The 17,344-nt window shown below is 69.0% G+C and carries 17 protein-coding genes and 1 tRNA gene; 7 read left to right on the top strand and 11 right to left on the bottom strand.

Annotation, left to right across the window (positions count from 1 at the left end; translation table 11 throughout):
* Positions 1-14 precede the first annotated feature (14 nt).
* Positions 15-587, top strand: coding sequence for a GNAT family protein (locus AB0G84_RS22260; protein WP_361323320.1), 573 nt, complete (start codon positions 15-17; stop codon positions 585-587).
* A 286-nt stretch (positions 588-873) separates the two neighbouring features.
* Here AB0G84_RS22260 and AB0G84_RS22255 read toward each other — a convergent pair whose 3' ends face one another.
* Genes AB0G84_RS22255 through AB0G84_RS22245 form a run of 3 tightly spaced genes read right to left on the bottom strand, consistent with a single transcriptional unit; the run spans position 874 to position 2,903 of the window.
* On the bottom strand, positions 874-1,281 hold the full coding sequence (locus AB0G84_RS22255; RefSeq protein ID WP_361323317.1) for a hypothetical protein: 408 nt from the start codon (positions 1,279-1,281) through the stop codon (positions 874-876).
* Between the two features lie 18 nt (positions 1,282-1,299).
* Positions 1,300-2,586, bottom strand: coding sequence for a WXG100 family type VII secretion target (locus AB0G84_RS22250; protein WP_361323314.1), 1,287 nt, complete (start codon positions 2,584-2,586; stop codon positions 1,300-1,302).
* Positions 2,586-2,903 (bottom strand): WXG100 family type VII secretion target, encoded by a 318-nt coding sequence (locus tag AB0G84_RS22245; RefSeq protein WP_361323311.1) that lies wholly within the window; start codon positions 2,901-2,903, stop codon positions 2,586-2,588. Before AB0G84_RS22245 ends, AB0G84_RS22250 begins: the two co-directional genes overlap by 1 nt.
* A gap of 105 nt (positions 2,904-3,008) precedes the next feature.
* On the opposite strand from AB0G84_RS22245, the gene AB0G84_RS22240 reads away from it, so the two are divergent.
* Entirely contained in the window at positions 3,009-3,149 is a 141-nt protein-coding gene (locus tag AB0G84_RS22240) for a hypothetical protein (protein ID WP_361323308.1), read from the top strand.
* A gap of 30 nt (positions 3,150-3,179) precedes the next feature.
* Here AB0G84_RS22240 and AB0G84_RS22235 read toward each other — a convergent pair whose 3' ends face one another.
* From AB0G84_RS22235 to AB0G84_RS22215, 5 genes are all read right to left on the bottom strand, one after another.
* Entirely contained in the window at positions 3,180-4,886 is a 1,707-nt protein-coding gene (locus AB0G84_RS22235) for a relaxase/mobilization nuclease domain-containing protein (RefSeq protein ID WP_361323305.1), read from the bottom strand.
* Positions 4,883-5,443, bottom strand: a complete 561-nt coding sequence (locus tag AB0G84_RS22230; RefSeq protein ID WP_361323303.1) for a MobC family plasmid mobilization relaxosome protein — start codon at positions 5,441-5,443, stop codon at positions 4,883-4,885. Before AB0G84_RS22230 ends, AB0G84_RS22235 begins: the two co-directional genes overlap by 4 nt.
* 344 nt (positions 5,444-5,787) lie before the next feature.
* Positions 5,788-6,558 (bottom strand): DUF2637 domain-containing protein, encoded by a 771-nt coding sequence (locus AB0G84_RS22225; protein WP_266734486.1) that lies wholly within the window; start codon positions 6,556-6,558, stop codon positions 5,788-5,790.
* Between the two features lie 471 nt (positions 6,559-7,029).
* On the bottom strand, positions 7,030-8,319 hold the full coding sequence (locus AB0G84_RS22220; RefSeq protein ID WP_361323300.1) for a DUF3631 domain-containing protein: 1,290 nt from the start codon (positions 8,317-8,319) through the stop codon (positions 7,030-7,032).
* A 225-nt stretch (positions 8,320-8,544) separates the two neighbouring features.
* Positions 8,545-8,775, bottom strand: coding sequence for a hypothetical protein (locus tag AB0G84_RS22215; RefSeq protein ID WP_361323297.1), 231 nt, complete (start codon positions 8,773-8,775; stop codon positions 8,545-8,547).
* A 92-nt stretch (positions 8,776-8,867) separates the two neighbouring features.
* Here AB0G84_RS22215 and AB0G84_RS22210 point away from each other — a divergent pair, with 92 nt between their 5' ends.
* On the top strand, positions 8,868-9,563 hold the full coding sequence (locus AB0G84_RS22210) for a helix-turn-helix transcriptional regulator (protein ID WP_361323294.1): 696 nt from the start codon (positions 8,868-8,870) through the stop codon (positions 9,561-9,563).
* Positions 9,560-11,233 (top strand): tyrosine-type recombinase/integrase, encoded by a 1,674-nt coding sequence (locus AB0G84_RS22205; protein ID WP_361323291.1) that lies wholly within the window; start codon positions 9,560-9,562, stop codon positions 11,231-11,233. Before AB0G84_RS22210 ends, AB0G84_RS22205 begins: the two co-directional genes overlap by 4 nt.
* Positions 11,234-11,278: 45 nt before the next feature.
* Here the strand turns inward: AB0G84_RS22205 and AB0G84_RS22200 are convergent.
* A tRNA-Thr gene (locus AB0G84_RS22200) sits at positions 11,279-11,352 on the bottom strand.
* 181 nt (positions 11,353-11,533) lie between these two features.
* On the opposite strand from AB0G84_RS22200, the gene ugpC reads away from it, so the two are divergent.
* The 3 genes from ugpC (at position 11,534) to AB0G84_RS22185 (ending at position 14,090) form a co-directional block, all read left to right on the top strand.
* Entirely contained in the window at positions 11,534-12,670 is a 1,137-nt protein-coding gene (ugpC, locus tag AB0G84_RS22195; RefSeq protein ID WP_361323289.1) for a sn-glycerol-3-phosphate ABC transporter ATP-binding protein UgpC, read from the top strand.
* Positions 12,671-12,911: 241 nt separating this feature from the next.
* Positions 12,912-13,331, top strand: a complete 420-nt coding sequence (locus AB0G84_RS22190; RefSeq protein WP_361323286.1) for a hypothetical protein — start codon at positions 12,912-12,914, stop codon at positions 13,329-13,331.
* 30 nt (positions 13,332-13,361) lie between these two features.
* Positions 13,362-14,090, top strand: coding sequence for a nucleotidyltransferase family protein (locus AB0G84_RS22185; RefSeq protein ID WP_361323283.1), 729 nt, complete (start codon positions 13,362-13,364; stop codon positions 14,088-14,090).
* Between the two features lie 460 nt (positions 14,091-14,550).
* On the opposite strand, the gene AB0G84_RS22180 is transcribed toward AB0G84_RS22185, so the two are convergent.
* Together AB0G84_RS22180 and rlmB are read right to left on the bottom strand one after the other, a co-directional pair.
* On the bottom strand, positions 14,551-16,173 hold the full coding sequence (locus AB0G84_RS22180) for a DoxX family membrane protein (protein ID WP_361323657.1): 1,623 nt from the start codon (positions 16,171-16,173) through the stop codon (positions 14,551-14,553).
* A 172-nt stretch (positions 16,174-16,345) separates the two neighbouring features.
* On the bottom strand, positions 16,346-17,299 hold the full coding sequence (gene rlmB / locus AB0G84_RS22175; protein ID WP_361323280.1) for a 23S rRNA (guanosine(2251)-2'-O)-methyltransferase RlmB: 954 nt from the start codon (positions 17,297-17,299) through the stop codon (positions 16,346-16,348).
* Positions 17,300-17,344: the final 45 nt, after the last annotated feature.

Here is a 17,344-nt window from a genome sequence, read left to right as displayed (position 1 = left end):
GTAGGGTCCCAACCATGCACCCGGTCGACATCGCAGGCCCCCGGCTCCAGTTGCGCGAACTCACCAGCGACGACGTGGACGCCGTACACGCCATCTACGGCGACGCCGAGGCCACCCGCCACCTGAGCTTCGAACCCCGAACCCATGAACAGGCCGGGGAGATCGTCGCCCGCTCCATCGCCTCCTCCGGCGAGCAACCCCGCATCGAATACGCCCTCGGTGTGGTCCGCCAGGAGGCAGGGGACCTGGTGGGCTTCGCCCGCCTGGCGCTCGACCCGCACGCCCAGAAGGCCGCCACTATCGGCTTTGCCCTGCGCCCCCATACATGGGGCGCGGGTCTGGGCACCGAAACCGTTCACCTGATGTGCGCCCTCGGCTTCAACCACCTTGGCCTGCACCGCATCTGGGCCGCTCGCGCTCCGCTGAACGCCGCCTCTGCCAAGACCCTGCTCCGCGCCGGCATGACGGAAGAAGGTCGCATTCGGGAGCACGTGTTCGTACGAGGAGCGTGGAGGGACTCGATCACGTACTCAGTCCTCGATCACGAATGGCGGGAGTCAGATGGATTCGCGGCAGTCAACGGATGAGACTCACTGCATCGTGACCAGGCGCAAAGCGCCCCGCCTGCTATGAGCGAGCCGTACGGTCAGGGGGCCGCTGCATCCCCACCGCGCTCGATCCGCCCCCTGCCCAGTCAACACATCCGCGGCCCGGTGCGCTCGACGTACCGGGCCGCGGTTGCTTGTTCTCAGATCAGAAGGTTCGCGCCGGTCGTCACTTCTGCACTGGTGAGCATCCGGGTGATTTACATCGGAAGGCTTCCGACTTCCGCAGCATCCACTTCCGTCGACGCAAGAACACCCCGAAATCACATTAGCCCCAAGGCGAAGGCCGCTTTGGGAACAGCTCGGCCATGATTTCTTGCGCGCGCTCGCTGGGTACGGCCGGAGCCCGATACTCCGATTTCCGCACATGTTCGAGGAAATCGACTGGAAGGGAAATATGGTAACGCGAAAGGTAATGGACGAGGTCAACGGGCCAGACCCATTCGCCATCTGTCACCAGTGACCCGGCGCCACCGACCCACTCGTCTCCGGAGATGACATCCCGCTCAGCACCCATGGTGCTGAAGATCTCCTCACCGTCTTTGAGGTACGAGAGAATTCGATCTTCATCAGGTGCGGAAGGGCCATCCATGGCTTGGGTCAGAGACTCGCTGTAGACAGCGGGGTCACCATCCTCGTTACCTTCGGCAAAGAAACCTACTCGGCGAATCATCATTCCTCGCAGTTGTGGGCGTCAGTCGGTGATGGGGAGGAATATTCGCCAGTATCCGCCCTTGTCGATGACGGGTTCCTGGATTCCCAGCGTGCGATCCACTCCCATGCGATTGGTTGGCGCGTAGACAGGGGCTCCCATTTCATTTGCCACGGACTGTGCCAGCGGCTCCGCCCCAGTTCCCGAGTGGCAGGATACCAAGCGAATAGGCCCACCCGTGTAGTTCGGATTGTTACGAATACTTTCCACTACCTGGTGAGGGCTTATCTCGTAAGTGGTCTTCGCTACGCCTGCTGGATTGACGTGTCCTGCGATGAAGACGTTGTCGGGCGTACCGTGCACGACAACGTCGTGGACACCATCAACACGTCTTACCCGTTCCAAATTTGAGAGAGTACGTGGATCGTAGCCGATGGTTGTCGTCTGCTTGCCGTGGTAGATCGGATGGCCGGACGGCAGTATGTCGTCACCTGCTTTGGCAGGAGGGGCCAGGGTTTCCGATTCCTTTGCGTGATAGAGCTGCCAGGTACGTCGCTTGCCCATCTGGTCGATCGCTGGGCGAAGACGGAGACCGTCGAGCTTTGTATTCGCAAGGACCGCCTTGAAGCCGCCGGCGTCTCCAACAGCCTTGGCAGTGCGGGCCGCGCCACCGAATGCACCACCCAGCAAGACGCCGGTGACCCCAGCATCTCTGGCCTCGGCAAGGTTGATGCCGTGTTGGTCGCCGAGGAGGTTGCGCCCGCCCTGGGCGACGACCACATCTACGGTGATGGCTTCGATGCCGCCGATGGCGGCGGTGGCCAGGACCGTTCCGGCGATCTCGGCGACGGTGGCGGAAACGGCGACGCCCGCCGTACTCGCTGCGGCGACGATCGCCTCGGTGGCGCCGACTGCCGCGAGCTCGGTGATGCCGCCGGTGAAGACAGCCAAGGCCGTACCGACGACCAGGACCGCACCGGCGATCTCCAGCTCGTGCTCGATCTTCTTCTTGGCCTCGGCGACCTGGTCGGCGTACTTGTCCAGGGCCTTGGCCATGTCGCGGGCGGCGCTGGCCACATCGTCGAGGTAGCCCTTGCCACCACCGTGGTACTTGCGCCAGAACCCCCCGAACGCCTCGATCGACTTGCCCTTGTTGTTGTCGATCACATCCTGGGCCTTCTTGTGGCAGGCGGCCGTGCAGTCCTCGACGTCGTCGGCGAAGGTGCGCCAAGCGCGGGCGGCGTCGCGGAGTTCGTCCTCGTTGCCCTCCGGCCACCACATGCCGGTGAGGTCCTGGACGACCTCCTTGGCCTTGTCGGCAGCGCCCATCACTTACCACCCTCGAAGCCGGACTTGGCCGAGTGGTCAGCGTCTTCGTGGTTGGCGGCCATGTCGTTCATGGCCTTAGTGATGCTGGACAAGCCCTTGACCAGGGCTGCGGCCGCCTTCTCGATCTGCGCCCGGTGCGGAGCGTAGGCGTGCTCGAACTTCTTGCCCTGCTCGTCACCACCCCACGGCTCCCCCAGCCCGCCGAGCGTGTGGCGAAGCTTGGTCGCCGCCCGTTCCAAGGCAACAGATTCTCGGTGGAATGTTGGAGCGGCGGACTTGAGTTGGTCGGTGTCTATGTCAAAGCCGTCGCCAGCCATGCCGTGCCTCCCCCTTGGCCGTGTACTCGTAACCCGTCGCGAGCCGCTGACAATTCATCGGCTCACAGATGGCGACCCTCGCATACAGCACTGACAATCGCCCTGGTGGGAGCGCATTTCAGCCACGGCACGACGCTGCCCGGCCAGAGGGCCCAGGGCAAGACCACAGCCCCCTACCGCCCCGATCCCAGCAGGGGGCGATTCACCGAGCGCACGTCCAACCGCTCGCTGCACGACCGCGGCTGAGCCACGGTCGTGCAGCGGCGTGTGGGGCAGCTAGCGACGCTGCTGCGCGGTCGGTGCTGTAGTTGCCGCCGTTGGCTGGGCGAAGTCAGGCCCGAGGGGCGGGTGCGGGACCGCGGTGGTGGTGCGGAGGCGGGCTGCTGCGGCGCGGCGGTTGGGGATGGGGTTGCGTCCGGTGTGCTGGATGCGGGTGATCAAGACTCGGGCGGGTTGGCGAGCGGTGGCCAGTTCGCGCTGGGCGGCTGCTTCCTTGAGGAGTTGGTGGGGTTTGTGACCGCGGGCTTCGGCGTCGACGAGGACGGTAGCAAGGGCCGGCCAGCCGGTGTCGGCGAGGATCTGCTCGGCGTGTTCGGGGATGGCGGCTCGTACGTCGCTGGCCAGAGAGCGACGGGTCTCCTCCTTCGGCTGGCGTTGCGCGAGGTCTGTGAGGTCCGGGGTGAGGGCGTGGTCGGCGGCGCTCTGGAGGTGCTGGAGGGCTTGGCGGGCGGCGTCGGCCTGGTGGGCGTGGCCCTTGGCCTCATGCCAGCGTCCTGCGACGATTGCGGCCCAGACGAGGGCTGCGACCAGGGCGGCGAGGGCGCTGCCGTCGGGGCCGGTGGCGGTGTGGGCGATGTCGCGGGCCGCGTTACGCAGAGTGTGGGCGGCTCGGTCTTCTGCCCGGATCTGGGAGCGCTGAGCGCGTGCGAACGCCTTCGAGGCGGCTTGGAGTTCAGCGCGCAGGTCGGCTGGTGCCTTCTGGGCGGTGGCTTCGATCAGTTCGCCGAGCGCGGTGATGTGCGCCTGGGCTCGTGCGTCGTCGGCGAGGTCGGTGTGGAGACTGTCGAGTGCGTCGGTTGCTCGGTGCCAGGGGGTGGTGGGCTGGGTGCGGCGGGCGGTGGGGTGCTCTTCGGGCTGGCTGGATTCGAGGCGCGCCTTGATCTTGGGCAGCGAGAGGTCGGGGGCGATCTTTCCGCCGGGGTGGAAGATCTGTTCGTCGTCCTTGTTGAGGTCGTCGGGGCGGCCGACGGCGTAGCCGAGGAGGTCGCCGGACGGTCCCCGCTTGGCCTTGACTCGGATGCCCTCGGCTTCGAGGTAGGCGAGGAGTTCCTCGGCGCTTGTGGCGTGGGGGATAGCGGCGCGGATGCGGTCCTGGAGCCATTCCTTGCTGGTCTGTTCCCAGCCGAGGCGCTGGGCTTTGTGCATTTCGGCCTGGGTGGGGCGTCGGGTGTTGGTGCGGTCGCCCTTCTTCAGGCGGCGCAGACCGTAGTCCTTCTCGATCTCGCGGCATGCGTCGCCGACGCGTATACCGCTGTCGTGGAGTTTGGGGCGGCGGCCGTCTTCGCGGACGGTGGTGGCGAGGATGTGGATGTGGTCGTCTGCGTGGCGTACGGCGATCCAGCGGCAGGCCAGGTCATCACCGGCAGGGGCTATGCCGGCCGCGGCGACGACGCGCTGGGCGATCTCGCCCCATTCGGCATCGGAGAGGTAGCGGTCTTCGGGTGCGGCGCGGACGGGGCAGTGCCAGACGTGGTCGGTAACAAGCTTGCCGAACTCGCTGTTGCGCAGGCGTACGGGCTCGTCGAGGTGGCGGGCGAGTTCGGTGAGGGTGGCCGTCTCGTCGCGGCCGGGGTCGGGCATGCCGAGCATGGCGAAGCCGGCCACGATGTGCGGGTCGAAGTGTTCGTCGTGGGTTCCTCGGCCGTAGAGGTAGGCCAGCAGGCCGCGGGTGTTGGCGCCGGGCGCCTTGATGGCGGCGATCATGCGGCGAGATCCTCCCGCGGGTCAGCGGGCTGGCGCAGGGCTTGGGCGATCAGTTCCAGCAGGTGGTGGAGTTCGTGGAGGCGCTCGCGTATGTCGGGTGGGGTGAGGTCGCTGTTGAGGGCGCGGGCGATCTGGTTGACGTTGACGCCGATGCGGTTGAGCTGACGCAGGACCTGGGCACGGAACATGTGCGTGCGGCGACGGTCCTCGGACAGGGGCAGGTTGGCGGTGAACCGGCCTGCGATGAAGGCCAGGACGACATCGGCGGCGAAGCCGGATTCCCCCTTGTAGCCGTGCTCGGCAGCAGCCTCCTGAAGGCCGGCGTGCTCGACGTCGGTAAACCGCAGCGGCCCGATGCGGACAGTGCGCTTGTTGCCGCTGAAGCGACGGATCGTGGGCTGGGCATTTTTCACGACGGGCTCGCCGGTGGCGGTCTCGGCGGCACGGGCGAGGCGGAGGGTCTCGCGTTGGACGGCGTGGAGCTTGTCCAGGTCGGGGCCGTCCTCGGCGCCGACCTCCTGGCCCGGCGCCCCCTGGCGCTGGGCCGTCTCCGCCACCCCTGGGGCGGAGATCCCCGAAGGCCGGCCTTGAGTCGGACTCGGGGTACTACTGGCTCCGCCAGGGGCCGCCCTTCCAAACGCCCGCCGCAAACGGCCCATCAGTCCAGGGGACTTCGTCAGCGGCAACGGCTCGTCGAGGGTGTCTTCGGCCTGGTGTGGGTCATGCGTCATCAGTGGTTCTCCGGAAGGGACGAGCGGGGGCAGGCGGGCTGACGGCGAAGGTTGGGCGGAGTCCAGGCGGTCACCGACCCGCCCACAGGTGTGGATGACCAGGCGGTGGGGGGACGGTGACCGGCTGGCGGGGTGACCGGAAGGGTTCCGGTCACCCCTTGGGCAAGCAGTCAGTCCCTATCGGGACCGGTGCCGGAAGCGGCTTCGAGCTCGCGTCGAAGGACATCCATCACCTCGGTCAGCCGTTCCCCGCTGACCGTCAGTCCCTTGGCTCGTATGGCCTTTTGGACAATGTCCCGGGTGACTTTGCCCTGCTCTGCTGCGGCGATACGACCGATCTCCACGAGTTCGTCGACCGTGGCCCCAGCTGGGCGGCCCCCACGTGGTTTGCTGTCCGGTTCGCGGAGCTGAGGTTCCGGCGACTGGGCGGAACTGCCGGTCGGTGGCTCAGTGGCGCGGACGGCAGCATTGGTCGCTGACTCCGGTCCCTCATCCAACGCCGGCTCCATTCGGCCGCTCGGCTGGTCGACCAGCTGGTGGATCTGCCGCATCAGGACGCCGAAGGCCAGCAGCGCTGCGGTCGGGGGTACGGCAGCGACCACATAGTCGAGCAGGGGCTTCGCTCCGGGCCCGCCGGCTCCGCTGACCCCAGCTACGTTCAGCGCGATGGAACCGACCGATCCGGTGGCCGTGAGGGCGATGGCCCACCCATCGGTGAGCCGCCGCAGGCCCGCGCGGAGCATCAGCAACTCCCCCGCGACGATGAACGCGTCCAACGTCGCGGGCCAGGCCCATTGGCGTACGGGGGAACTCTTGAGTCCATGCTGTCCGGCGACCTCGGCGAGGTGCGCGTAGGAGAGCCAGAACCCACCGGCGGTCAGGGCGACGATGACGGTTCCCGCCGCGACGAGCGCATACGTCTCGGCGGTCTGTTTGGTCATCACCAACTGCCCTCCTGAGCGCGGAGTGCGGCACGCACCGGTCTCCTGATCGGTGTGGTCGGCGAGTGGTACGAGGGTGGTCAAGCGGGGTTCTCCTGTGGTGGTGGCGTAGTCCGTCTTGGCCGTCTTGGCCGTTGAAACCGCAGGTCAGAGCAGGTACGGCACAGGTGCTGGCCTTCCGTCTCGGCGGCGGTGCCGACGTATTGCGGCACCGCCGCCCTCGGCGTGCACGTGGGGGTGGCAGTGGACGGGGCGGTCCGTCTTCCGTCTTGGTCCAAGCCCTTGTGACCTGCGGCGATACGGCGGGGACGCCTAGGACGGCACAAGACGGAGGTGGGAGACGTCCTGGCGGTCAGCGCGCCGTTGGTGATCGCGTTGCCGTCTTGAGCCCGGCTGCCGTCTTACCGGCATGCCCTTTGACCTGCGGGATCACGGCAGGGACGGCAAGGACGGCAACCGGAGGGGTGGGGCTCAGCCCGAGCTGGGCGCGGGACCGGCGTCGACCGGGTGCACGGTGGGGCAGTAGCGCCGCCACGCGTCGAGGAACTTGTTGCGCATGTAGCCCTTGAGCTGCATTCCGTCGGCCATGCGGACGTTGCCGGACCTGATGCCGAACTCGCGCAGCATCGCGCTCAGGTCACGGGCACCCAGCCCGTTCCGCCCCCACTCCGCCCACGGGCTCTCCGCGTCTTGGCGCAATTGGTAGAGGAGATCCGCGGTGGAGAGGCTGTCGACCTCGCGCTGGGCGACGAAGACCCGACGGATGTCGGCGAGGATCCGCGCTCCGCTGGGGTGCTCCTCCTCGGCCGCCGCTTCGGCAGCGACCATCTGCGCACACGCCGCCCGCGCGAGACGTGGCCAAGGTCCGGCAGCGAGATCCGCGACGATCACCAGGGGCTCCCAGGTGTCAGCGGCACGGTCCTCGACCGGCATGACCGGCTCCAGGTCAGCGGCCTCATCCAGCAACGGCCGGGCCCACGAAGCGATCCGGTCGCGCAGGTGGTGCAGGGCCGGAGTGTCGCGACGGGACCGGAACGGGCGGACGGTCTCGCCCTCGGCCCGGCGGCGCATGCGGACGACTACCGAACGGTCCATGATCGTGTCCGGCAGGTCGCCGATCCCCGCAAGAGCCGCCATGGCGAACGTTTCGAACTTGCGGGGCGTATGGTCGTTGCCCACCACCCGCGTGACGTAGCGGTTGCGCTGGTGACCGGCGTTGAGCAGGCCACGCATCTCCTCGTTCTTCTCCGCCATCTTCGGCGTGCCGAAGATCGTGTCCGCCTCGTCCACCAGGAGTGTGGGCGGCTCCTCCGTGATCGAGCGGAAGACCGCCGCCGGGGTGGTGTTGATGGTGAGCATTGGCTCGTGCACCGTCTCGGTCAGCACGTCCAGCAGCCGTGACTTGCCGCAGCGCTTTGCAGGGCCCACCACCGCCAGGCGCGGAGCGTGCTGCCACGCGGGCTGGAGGTGGGTGGCCGCAACCCACAGCGTGACGGCGTCCAGCGCCTGCTGGGTGGGCGGGATCACGAATCGGGCTATCTGCGCACGCAGTTCGTCCAGCAGCGCAGAGCCCTCGGTCGGCGCCGGATCCGGGACCGCCTCCTCCTCAGCAGGGTCAACGGCGCGCGCACGGGCCGACGCTGCGTCCTCGGTCGCCGGGGCGACCTCGGGTGTGGAGTGGTCGGGCCAGCCGGGCACTGCAACCGGAGGCCACACCGCTTTGCCGGCTGCGGAATAGGGCTCAGGTGCCGTAGGTTGCACAGGGCAGCTCCTTACCGGTGACGTCGGGCATGCAGGCCCAGGTCACCCAGGTCGTTCGTGGAATGCGGGCAGTGGAGTGTGCTGAGCCTCCGGCGTTGGCCCGCCGGAGGCTTCCTCGCTTCCTTGGCCGGGGCGAGGGAACACGGACAGTACGTCCACGCCTGTCCACAGTCCAGCGTTTCTGTGTCAGCTCAGCGCAGACACGCCTGCTAAAGGCACACGCGGTCATGCCGCCAGGCCCAGCAGCTCCAGTAGGTCGGCGGTCACAACCCGGTACGCCTTGCCCAGCCGCAACACCTTGCACGGGTACTGGCCCTGCTTCGCCAGCGCATAGCCCTTGCTCCGCCCCAGCCCCAGCGCCCGGTTACCCGTGTCCAGGTCAACAGCGGCAGGAAGGGTCAGCAACTCCTCCCGGGTCATCCCGTACGACTTACCGGCCATCTCGTTCTCGCGCATGCAGCGTTCCTCCATGTGAGCCCTCGGCGAACGCGACGATCACGTCCGTCTCCAGGCATGAGAACCACTGTGACCAGAGCTAATGTGTCTCCATGACACAACGTCGTTCAGACCATGGATACGAGAAGGAAGACGAGGACGACTTCCTTGAGTGGGAGGACCACGTCATGGCCACCGTGGCCGGCGAGGTCCGCAGACGGCGGAAGGAGCTGCGGTGGAGCGCACAGGACCTGGCCGACAAGTGCGAGGAGATCGGCTACCCCATCCCCCGCAACGTCATCGCCAACATGGAGTCCGGCCGCCGCGCCTCCCTGCCCCTGGTCGAGATCATGGTCCTCGCGAAGGCTCTGCTCGTGTCCCCGATCAGCCTGATCTACCCCGTCGGCTACGTCACCGAAGTCCGCCAGCTCCCCTTCGAGGACCCCCAATCGACCTGGGACGCCCTGCAGTGGTTCGTCGGCGACTCCCCTGCCGATGACGCCACCGACTACATGCTCGATCACTTCCAAGCCCACGACCTCGAACTCCGCTCGGCCCTGGCCGCCGTGGAGAGCGAGGACTACGAACGCTGGAAGGTGAAGACCGCCGCCAACCGCGTCCAACGGGAAGCAGCCGAGCGCGCCCTGGCCCGATACGCCGAGCAGGCCACCCAGGCCAAGTACGAACTGCGCCGGCACCGCGACGCCATCCGCGAAGGTGGCGGCACCCCACCCCATCTGCCCTCCCCACTCGCCGACGTCGACCCACCCGAACCCGACACCGTCACCACCGAGGAGAACGATCTTTGAAGGGCTCCACCCACCGCCGCTGCTACTGCCGCGACCCCAAGAGCGGCAAACCGCTCGGCAAGAACTGCCCCAAGCTCACCAACCGCAAGCACGGCTCGTACTCCATACGCCAGGAGCTCCCGCCCCGCGAGGACGGCACCCGCCGCTCCTTCAGCCGCGCCGGCTATGAGTCCCTCAAAGCCGCACAGGCCGACCTCGACCACATACGCGCCCTGCTCGGGCTCTCCGACGCCGACGACCCCGAGGGCCTGGCCCAGATCGCCGAGCTGCTGGAGAAGGTGGCGGACGAGAAGGCGCCCCTGCCGAACGTCGAAGAGACCCGGCGGCGCCTCAGCCACGGCCTGGACCTGACCAGCCGCCTTACTGTCGGCGACTGGCTGGACATGTGGCTGGCGGGCAAGAAGGGGCGACCGAGTGCCATCAGCCGTGACGAGGGCAACATCCGCCTCCACCTCAAACCGCGGATCGGGCACCTCCGCCTTGACCGTCTTCGCGTCAGCCACCTGTCGGAGATGTTCGAGGCCATCGCCGAGGCCAACGTCGACATCACCGAGGCAAATGCCACCCGTCGCAGGGCGATTGAGGACCTGGCCGAGATTCCCTGGAAGGGTCGCGTCCATCGCGCCCGCCGCCAGGTGTTGAAGGCTGCCATCGCTGAGATGGATCCCTTCCGCCGCGTCGTCACTCCAGCCACGCGTCAGCGCATCCGCTCCACGCTGCGGGCCGCGTTGAACGCTGCGATCGCCCAGCAATTGATCACCTTCAACCCGGCCGCCCACGTCGAGTTGGAGGCCGGCAAGCGCCCCAAGGCTCTGGTGTGGACAGAAGAGCGCATCCTCCACTGGAAGCGCACCGGCGAGAAGCCCTCGCCCGTGATGGTCTGGACGCCGGAGCACACCGGCCTCTTCCTCGACCACGTCGCCGAGGACCGCCTCTACGCGCTGTGGCACCTGATCGTCTTCCGTGGACTGCGGCGAGGCGAGGCGTGCGGGCAGAGGTGGACCGACACGCACCTCGACGACGGCCGCATCACCGTCGCCAAGCAACTCGTCGTGCACGGCTGGGAGGTGTACGAGGACGATCCCAAGACCGACGCGGGCGCTCGGACGATCGCGCTCGACTCAGACACGGTCCGGGCCCTCAAGCGGCACCGCCTCCAGCAGGACAAGGACCGCGAGGAGTGGGGCAGCGCCTGGGCGGAGACCGGACGCGTCTTCACCAAGGAGAACGGCGAGATGCTCCACCCCGCCAACGTCACCCGCCGCTTCATCGAGCTGTGCGAGGAGATCGACCTCCCGCCAATCCGACTCCATGACCTGCGTCATGGAGCCGCAACCCTCGCCCACGCGGCGGGGGCCGACTTGAAGGACATCCAGGAGATGCTCGGCCACTCCTCGATCGCGATCACGGCGGACACCTACACGAGCTTGCTGCCCGAGACCGACCGAGCAATCGCCGAAGCCGCCGCACGACTCGTCCCCCGCGCACGCCCGACGAAGCCGACCCGCGCGACTGAGGTGGACCTCGAAGCGGACGAAGAACCCAGAACCGAAGCCGAAGCTGTGGCGGACAGTGCCGGAGAATCCGCGGCCGAGGGCGGCTCTGCTGCCCCATCCGCTCACGCACCGCGCACGCAAACGGCCCCGGACGAGGAGTCCGAGGCCGAATAGAACGCCTCCCCAGGGAGAAATCCCAGGTCAGCGCGGTGTGCTCAGAGCCCCCTGTCGGATTCGAACCGACGACCTTCGCTTTACAAGAGCGGTGCTCTGGCCAGCTGAGCTAAGGAGGCGTGCGGGAAGAAGTGTACCCAGGTGAGGCGGGTGCCGGGCTCCTGAATTTGATGAGGGCCGGGCTACTGACAGCGCAGGGCTCCGCGGGTAGCGTCACAGAACCGGTTCACCTCTGTGGACCACACCACTCCTTTTACTCGGATCGTCCGGCACGTTCCTGCCGGTGAAGGGACTCTCACCATGGCTACGGTCACGTATGACCAGGCAACCCGCATCTACCCGGGTTCCGACAAGCCCGCCGTCGACAAGTTGGACATCGCCATCGAGGACGGCGAATTCCTCGTCCTGGTCGGCCCCTCCGGATGCGGCAAGTCCACCTCCCTGCGGATGCTCGCGGGCCTGGAGGACGTCGACGGAGGCGCCATCCGCATCGGGGACCGCGACGTCACCCACCTACCGCCCAAGGACCGGGACATCGCCATGGTGTTCCAGAACTACGCGCTCTACCCGCACATGACGGTCGCCGACAACATGGGCTTCGCGCTCAAGATCGCCGGCGTGCCGAAGGCCGAGATCCGGCAGAAGGTCGAGGACGCGGCCAAGATCCTGGACCTGACCGAGTACCTGGGGCGCAAGCCCAAGGCGCTGTCCGGTGGCCAGCGGCAGCGCGTCGCCATGGGCCGCGCGATCGTCCGTGAGCCGCAGGTCTTCCTGATGGACGAGCCGCTGTCCAACCTGGACGCGAAGCTGCGCGTCCAGACGCGTACGCAGATCGCCGGCCTGCAGCGCCGGCTCGGGATCACGACGGTCTACGTCACGCACGACCAGGTCGAGGCCATGACCATGGGCGACCGGGTCGCCGTCCTCAAGGACGGGCTGCTCCAGCAGATCGACTCGCCCCGGAACATGTACGACCGGCCGGCGAACCTCTTCGTCGCGGGCTTCATCGGCTCGCCCGCGATGAACCTCGTCGAGGTCCCGATCACCGACGGCGGCGTGAAGTTCGGCAACAGCGTCGTCCCGGTCAATCGCGAGGCGCTGACCGCGGCCGCCGACAAGGGGGACCGCACGGTGACCGTGGGCGTGCGCCCCGAGCACTTCGACATCGTCGAGCAGGACGGCGCCGCCGCGACGTCGCTGTCCAAGGAGTCCGCGGACGCCCCGGCCGGCCTGGCCATCACCGTCAACGTCGTCGAGGAGCTCGGCGCGGACGGCTATGTCTACGGCACCGCGGAGGTCGGCGGCGAGGTCAAGGACCTGGTCGTACGGGTCAACGGCCGCCAGGTCCCGGACAAGGGCAGCCAGCTGCACGTCGTGCCGCGGCCCGGTGAGACGCATGTGTTCTCGACCTCGTCCGGGGAGCGCCTCTCCGACTGAGGCACGACCGCGACGCGCCCCGGGCGGCCGGTGGCGCGGGTAGGTGAGAACGGCGGCGGTGCGGGGTAGAACCCGGCACCGCCGCCGCTGCGTTTCCCACCCTCGCCATGGCCACCTACGGGACAATTCACCGCTTTTCGCACCAGTGCGTCAACATCGCAACCGCACCGACGGGCAATTGCATCCCTCGATATGGTGACCAAATGTCGCCAAATCATCACCCCTCGCTACCATCACGACCGTGAACTCCGCAGCCCGCCGCATCGGCAGAACTCTCGCCCTGGTCCTCCCCGTCGTGCTTGTCCTCTCCGGGACCCTCGCGGTCACCGCCGTCCCCTGGGCCAAGACAACGACCACCGACTCACAGATGCTGACCGCGTCCTCCGGACGGCTCTCGTCGAAGGCCGGCCCCCGCAGCCCCGAGGACGCCCTGCGCAAGCGCCTGTTGGTCGAGCTCCAGGAGAAGGACCCCGGCGTCGCCCTGACCCACCTCCAGGAGGCGACGACCAAGCGGCCCTCGCTGGCCAAGGCCTGCGCCTCCATCGCCCGCGATCTCGGCCGTGCCGCGGTCGCCAAGTACGGTGCCGCGCACCGCGCCCAGGCGTTCTCCCGCCCGGTCTGTGACACCTCCTTCGCCACCGGTGTCGCCGGCGCCCAGTGACCTCGCCTCGCACCGCATAGGGTGCGATCCATGACAGGCGCCCACCATTCGCACCCCACGCAGGCCGTGGTCCTGGCCGGCGGCCAGGGCTCACGTCTCCGCCCGTACACCGATGACCGCCCCAAGCCGATGGTCGAGATTCCCGGCACCGGGACCCCGATCATCGGCCATCAGCTGAACTGGTTGGCCGACGAGGGCGTCACGGACGCCGTCGTCTCCTGCGGCCACCTCGCCGAGGTGCTCCAGGACTGGCTGTCGCAGGCCCGACTGCCGTTGCGCGTCACGACCGTTGTCGAGACCGAACCGCTGGGCCGCGGCGGCGGCCTGAAGTACGCGGCACATTCACTGCCCCGCCCGGACGAGCCCTGGTACGCCACCAATGGCGACATCTGGACGCGCTTTCCACTCCGTGAGATGGCCGCCTTCCACGAAGAGCGCGACGCCGAGGCCACCCTCGCGCTGGCCCGTCCCCGCATCCCGTGGGGCGTGGTGGAGACCGACGCCTACGGCCACGTACTGGACTTCATCGAGGCGCCGCCCTCCCCGTACCTCATCAACGCGGGCGTCTACGTCTTCTCCGCCGCCTTCACGGAGTTGCTCCCCGACCGCGGCGACCACGAACGCACCACCTTCCCCCGTCTCGCCCGCGAACGCCGACTGGCTGGCTTCCCCCTCCCCCACGGCGCCTACTGGCGCGCCATCGACACCACCAAGGACCTCACCGAGGCGGCCAAGGAACTGAGCCCCCGGGGGCGTTGAGACCACCAGGGGCACACCAGGACCAGGGGTGGTGAGTCCGTAGCGGGGCAGCGGCAGGGCCCAGGGGAACCTCCGTGGCGCCTGCGAGGGCCTGGAGGCGCCTGGGGCGCGCGGATGAGCGGGCAACGGCCCGGGGAGCCCGGAAGTCGGCCGGAGGCGTCGAGAGGGCCCTTACGGCAGCTTCTGAAGCCCGGTACTCCTCATCCTCCTGTCCTCCCGTCCTCCCGTCCTCGCGTCCTCGTGGCCTCGCGGCCCGTGGCTTCATCGCCTGGTGATGAGTGACGACTGCCGGGAGCCGAGCGCCCTCAGCAAGCCCCAAGCGACGCACACATGAAGCCGCCCACCCCCGAAGGGGTGGGCGGCGGGAGAGGCCAAGGGCTCAACGGTCAGCCGGTACCGGCCTCCGCTCCTGCTCCTGCTCCTGCCTCCGCTGCTGTTTTCGCTGCCGCTCCCGGAAGGCTCATCCCAGCAACCCTCCCAGCGTGCTTCCCCGTCCCCCGGAGTCCGCGGAGCCGGAGCCGGACGAGCCGGTTCCGGTCGTGCCGCCGCCGGTGCCGCCCGCCGAGGTCGGGACGTCATGGCTCGGGGCGGGGACGCGGGTCGGGACGGTCTGCTGGGGGGCGCTGGTGGTGGCGCCGGGCTGCTGGGAGAGACCGCTGGTGCTGCCCGTGGAGCGCCCGGTGCCGGGCGCGGAGGCGGCGGGCCGGTGCGGCTTGTGGGCCTTGTGCGAGGCGCCCGCGGAGGGCGTCCCGGGGCGGGGGGCCAGGCTGCCGGTGTGCTTCTTCCCGTGGTGTCCGGCGCTCTTGCCGGGGCGGGGCAGCGGCGAGCCGGGCAGGTTGTTGATCGCGGGCTCGCCGGGGCGCGGCACGTTCGCAACCGTCGCGGAGCGTACGGCGCCGCCCAGCAGCGATCCGATGAGCAGGGTCAGCCCGGCCACCATCGTGGTCATCATGGCGCCGCGGCGCAGTACCCGGCGGCGCAGGTCGGCGACCTCGACGCGCGGGCCGAGCCGCCGCCAGGCCTCGCCGGCCAGCCGCCCGTCCATGGAGTAGACGGGGGCGCCCGCGATGATCAGCGGGCTCCACGCGGCGAGGTAGATGATGTCGGGGGCGTCGTAGGCGGGCAGGGTGCGCCAGCTGACGGTCATCAGCAGCGCCGCGGACAGCAGCGCACCGATCGAGGCGGCCAGGCGCTGCCACAGCCCGCAGATGGTCAGGACGCCGACGACGACCTGGAGGAAGGCGACGGTCAGACCGGCGCCCACCGGGTGCGCGACCGCGAAGTCGCGCAGCGGCACGGCCAGCGCCCAGGGGTCGAGCGACTGCAGCCACTTGACCATCGAGCCCCGCTCGCCACCGTCGAAGTAGACGGGGTCGCAGAGCTTGCCCATGCCGGCGTAGACGGAGATCAGGCCGAGGAAGATGCGCAGCGGGAGGAGGACGACGCCGAGGTTCATCCGTCGGCCCGGGTAGTACGCGTGGCGCACGGTCTCGGGGACGCGGCGCCGGCCACCGGTGTCGTAGAGGTCGTCGCCCTCGAAGCCGTCGTCGTAGTCGTCGTCCCCGCCGGGGCCGCCGTAGCGGTCACGGGAGGCATGGTCGCTGTAGTTGTCGCCGTATGCACTGCCTACGGGGCGGACGCCACGCAGCAGGGCGGTGTCGGACTCGAGGGGGCCGCGCTGGCCGATGACGGTCCGGGCGCGGGCGGCGTCGCCGAGCCGGACCCGGGGCAGGACCTGGGTCGTGCCGACGTCGTCGCTCGGGCCGCCGTCGAGGCCGACGCCCGCGTTGCGCACCGCGTGCAGGAGTTGGGTGGTGGCGCCTGCCGTACCGCCCGGTGCGGTGCGGCCGCTCCACACCACGGGCGCCCGGCGTCTGGCACCGTCCGAGCCCCGGACTGCGGGGATGCGCGCGGAGTCGGCCAGGGTGCCGGCCGCCGAGGGCGCGAGCTGTACGCGGAAGCTGGCGTGGTTGACGATGACCTGCGCGGGATCGCACGGCACCTTGACCGAGCTCAGGCCCGGCTCGTCATCGAAGCCCGGCGAGCGTCCCCCCGTAGGCGTGCGGGGTGTTCTGGTGTCCACGCTCATCTAACCGAGTGACTTGCGGTTAAGACACTGCCTTGACCGGGGCTATCTGTCCGAGACCCGTCAAAAAATCACAGGAGCCGGCGAAGACACCACAAAGCCCTACGGAGGGTCAGGCCATGCCCCGGGGTGCGGTGCCGGACGGCATCCGGCCCCGGGGCGGGGTCGTTCAGCCGCGCCGGCGCGCGGCCTCCCACAGGACGACACCGGCGGCGACACCGGCGTTCAGCGACTCCGCGCCACCCGGCATCGGGATCCGCACCCGCAGGTCGCAGGTCTCGCCGACCAGCCGCGACAGGCCCTTGCCCTCACTGCCGACGACGATCACGACCGGGCCGTCCAGGACCTCCAGGTCCTGCAGCTCCACATCGCCGTCCGCGGCCAGGCCGACGACGGTCAGTCCGGCCTTCTGGTAGGACTCCAGGGTCCGGGTCAGGTTGGTCGCACGGGCGACCGGGGTGCGGGCGGCGGTGCCCGCCGAGGTCTTCCAGGCGCCGGCGGTCATCCCGGCGGCGCGCCGCTCGGGCACGACCACGCCGTGCCCGCCGAAGGCGGAGACGGAGCGGACGACCGCGCCGAGGTTGCGCGGGTCGGTGACGCCGTCCAGCGCGACGATCAGCGGGTCCTCGCCGTCGTCGAAGGCGGCGGCGGACAGGTCCTCGGGGTGCGCGTAGTCGTACGGCGGGATCTGCGCGACCAGGCCCTGGTGGTTGAGCCCGTTGGTCATGCGGTCCAGCTCCGGGCGCGGCGCCTCCATGAGGTGCAGCCCGCGCTCGGTGGCGAGCTGGAGCGCCTCGCGCACCCGCTCGTCGCTGTCGATGAACTGCTGGACGTACAGGGTCGTGGCGGGCACGCCCTCGCGCAGCGCCTCGACGACCGGGTTGCGGCCGACCACCAGTTCCGCGGTGCCCTTGGCGCCGCCCCGGCGCGGGGCCGGGCGACGGGAGGCGGCCTGCTTCGTCTTGGCGTTGGCGATGCGGTTCTTGACGTGTCCCTTCCGCGCGGAGGCGGGCGGGGTCGGGCCCTTGCCTTCCAGGGACCGGCGCCGCTTACCGCCACTGCCGACCTGGGCGCCCTTCTTGTTGGACGTGCGGCGGTTCCTGCGCTGGCTGTTGCCGGCCATGGGTCACCTGTTTCTTCACTGCTCTCGACGTCTCGCGACGTGGAG

Origin of the sequence: Streptomyces sp. NPDC020742 (assembly GCF_040641675.1) — a bacterium.
Lineage (GTDB): Bacteria > Actinomycetota > Actinomycetes > Streptomycetales > Streptomycetaceae > Streptomyces.
Note: the sequence above shows the minus strand (reverse complement) of the source record. Positions and strands in the feature narration are given on the sequence as shown.